The 3,167-nt window shown below is 60.4% G+C and carries 4 protein-coding genes; all 4 read left to right on the top strand.

The features are described 5' to 3' along the window. Window positions 1-302 (top strand): transposase (locus tag AC3WJD_RS21805; RefSeq protein ID WP_492748925.1); only part of this gene is annotated, 302 nt, incomplete at its 5' end. Window positions 303-609: 307 nt separating this feature from the next. Further along, window positions 610-1,872 carry a hypothetical protein gene (locus AC3WJD_RS21800; RefSeq protein ID WP_492748923.1) on the top strand — a complete coding sequence of 421 codons (1,263 nt, stop codon included), beginning with the start codon at window positions 610-612 and terminating at the stop codon, window positions 1,870-1,872. A gap of 500 nt (window positions 1,873-2,372) precedes the next feature. Continuing rightward, the gene (locus tag AC3WJD_RS21795; protein WP_492748922.1) at window positions 2,373-2,603 is read left to right on the top strand and encodes a type II toxin-antitoxin system ParD family antitoxin; all 231 of its coding nucleotides are present in this window, start codon (window positions 2,373-2,375) and stop codon (window positions 2,601-2,603) included. Next, the gene (locus AC3WJD_RS21790; RefSeq protein WP_492748921.1) at window positions 2,600-2,926 is read left to right on the top strand and encodes a type II toxin-antitoxin system RelE/ParE family toxin; all 327 of its coding nucleotides are present in this window, start codon (window positions 2,600-2,602) and stop codon (window positions 2,924-2,926) included. Before AC3WJD_RS21795 ends, AC3WJD_RS21790 begins: the two co-directional genes overlap by 4 nt. Window positions 2,927-3,167: the final 241 nt, after the last annotated feature.

Raw genomic sequence — 3,167 nt, 5'->3', positions numbered from 1 at the left:
CCGAAGCGCTGATCCATGCCATTCCCGAGGGCGCCACGCTCCTTGGCGACAAAGGCTATGACAGCAACGCCATCCGCGAGCAGGCTACCGGCAGGAATGTCTGGGCCAACATTCCCAACCGCTCAAATCGCAAGCAACGCTTCGGATTCTCGCCCTGGCTCTATCGCCAGCGCAACCTCGTCGAACGCTTCTTCAATCGGATCAAGCAGTTTCGTGGCATCGCCACCCGCTACGACCGGTGCCCAGAAAACTACCTCGCCGCCGTCAAACTCGTCTGCACTCGCATCTGGTGCCTCGCGTAATGAGTCCGCGCCCTAAACACCTGGTTTGGCAGGTCGGCCAACGGTGCCAGCCCTTGGGCTGTTGCTAACTTTCTGTCAGCAAAGGTTCCGCCCGAGCGAAATTGGGCGTGAATCTAAAAAATCGATTGCGTACTTCTCGTTGCGGCGGCGGGCGTGATGGATGGTGAGCGCTGCAGCGGGAAGCCTAACCAACGCCTTCAACAGAAAAACTGGATCGTAACAGCTCATCGACGCCGCTATTGATGCGATGTCCGTCAAACGCGCTTGGGGTGGGTTCAACCGGTCAGCGCAACACTAGAACGCAACCATGGCGCTGCAACTCGGTCCGACACCATCCTCGGCGGGCGCGCGGGCTATCGGTATCGTATCCGGCGCAGACGCGCACCGCGCCTCGGCGCAAATCTTCCCGGGGCTGAACGATGTCGCCTGGACGACAACGGCGGTTGCGGCCTGCTATTGGGTCGGCCGGGCGATGGGCTCGATGGACTTTCAGCGTCTCTATCATCGTCCCCGGAAGGGAACCGAGGCCGCCAAGATGGTTGCGGCTAATGCCGCGCTTCTTGCGCGGCTGCCCAAGCAGTCTCCTACCTCAGCTGATCCGATCCTGTTGGTCAGTGCAACCACTCCCGGATCTCGTGAGTTTTTATGGCAGGGTTACGAAGGGAAGAGTGATATGAATACGAAGAGATCCCTCACCGCAACAGCAGCCGGCGCCCTCCTAATCCTCCCGCTGGCAGCGGTCGCGCAAAGCGACGTGAGTCAGCAGTCGCAAAAGAGTCAGGAAGACCGGGTGAGCGCCATTCTCGGAACGCTCTTTGGCGACCGGGTCGGTGGCTCCGCCTCGATCGAGCAGCAATGGGCACTCGGCCGCAAGCCGCTTGCGACGCAGCGCAGCCAGTTCCATGCCCGCATCGACTCAGATGTTCGCTCTGGCGCGCTCACCTCCGCCAACGGAAACCGCATGAAATCTGAATATGATGAACTGGTGCAATTGGAAACTCGATATGGCGCCGACAACCGCTTCACGACGGCAGAGCGCACTGAATTGGGCGACCGCTACGGCGCGTTGACACAGGCGCTCAGCGAAGGCGGCTATGCGGATTCCGGCGGTTCCACCCAGCTCGTAGTCGCCGATGGGCGCAGCGATTTCGAGAGCCGCGTCAATGCGCGGATGTCCGCGCGAGCCATCAGCCGGTCGGAGGCCACCCGGCTCAAGAACGATTATGCCACCCTCGTCCAGACGGAAGCCAGCTATGCGCGCGACGGGATCAGCACTCGCGAACGTGACGATCTCGATGCGCGCCTCGACGCTCTCGACGCGCGGGTCGGCGATACCACCTATGGCGGCGGCTCGACGGTGATCGACAATCGGACCCGGCTTACCAACGTGGAGCGTGCACTCGGGACCAGCGGGCTGACATCTGCCGCACAGGCACAGGTGCGTGTCGAACTCGGCGACCTGACCCGGCTCGAGGCGGCCTATGGCCGGGCGTCCCCGACGAGCGACGATCGGGCCTATCTCGAGCGCCGTATCGCCGAGCTGGAGACGCGGGCACGGGTGCGTCGCTAGCCGCGGCGCGATCGACTTCCGCCTTTCCCGGTCATCAACGCTCATGGGCCAGCGATTGGACAAAAAAGCCGGCCTTGATCCTTCTTGCGCTCGTTCACGCTAGCATGGGGCCGCCTTCACAGGTTTCATGAACAGACGTCGGCTTTGGGGCATCGGATTGGGCGCTCTGCTCGGCAGATTTGTCGGCGGAAGCTGCGGCTTTCGAAACTGACCTACAATGATGGCCACGCGCTCAACTTGCGCGTCCGGCGCACCGTGCGGAAAAGTCGGCAGGAAATCGGCGAGCCGGGCAAGGGCACGGTAAGTCACGGTACGCATAAATGCTGCCCATAAATGGGCTTCGTTAGTGCTATCAAGCTACTGAATTAACGTGGTTGTGCAGATTTCGAGAATTTTGGCTAGACGGTGGCTCAGGGCACATTTTGTGTCCTATGGATTTAACATGGCAGCCGATCTTGCCAATTTTTGCCAAATCGCCTATCTGGAACGACATGAGCACAATGAATATCTCACTGCCTGAAACACTCAAATCGTTCGTCGATCAACAGGTAACGGGCAGGGGCTTTGGCACCAGCAGCGAGTATGTTCGGGAACTGATCCGAAAGGATCAGGATCGCCAGACTCTACGGGCGCTTTTGCTGGACGGAGCGGCGTCTGCGCCAACGGAACCTGTGGACGACGTCTATTTCGAAAGCTTGCGTGATCGTGTGCGCAATCGCGCCGCGAGGTGACCGCTAAACCCGTGATCCCGCGTGCGCTGGCACGTCGGGATGTCGATGAAGCCATAGACTATTACGCGGAAGAAGCGGGGGCGGATGTAACCCTCCGCTTCGTCGACGCGCTCAGCGAGTCGTATCGCGCGATATCTGCCCGGCCCGCAACCGGCTCACCGAGGTATGCCCACGAACTGGAATTGCCGGGATTACGAAGCCGCAAACTGGCCCGCTTTCCCTATCTTGCCTTCTATCTCGACCGTACCGACCATATCGACGTGTGGCGCGTGCTTCATGTCCAACGGGACATTCCGTCGTGGATGGCTGAGACAGCGAATTGAACGGGTCCGCCATTGCTCCAAACGGCAGCGGTTTCTCGCGTGTTGACCGCTTTAGAGGTTCTAGAACTAAAGTTGCAGGGTGAAATCGGCCCAACCCATGCCGCTACGGCCGACCTGAACGGAGGGCGGGTTTTGGGGAAGCCGCGAGGCGAAGCGATGTCCGGGATGGCGAAGGATTTCGGGCGCATAAGCGTACGAAATCCTTACATGCAGGAACCCGCGATCCGCGTTCTCTGCGCTA

The sequence above is a fragment of the Sphingobium sp. FW306-1B-F04DB genome, assembly GCF_058781925.1.
Note: the sequence above shows the minus strand (reverse complement) of the source record. Positions and strands in the feature narration are given on the sequence as shown.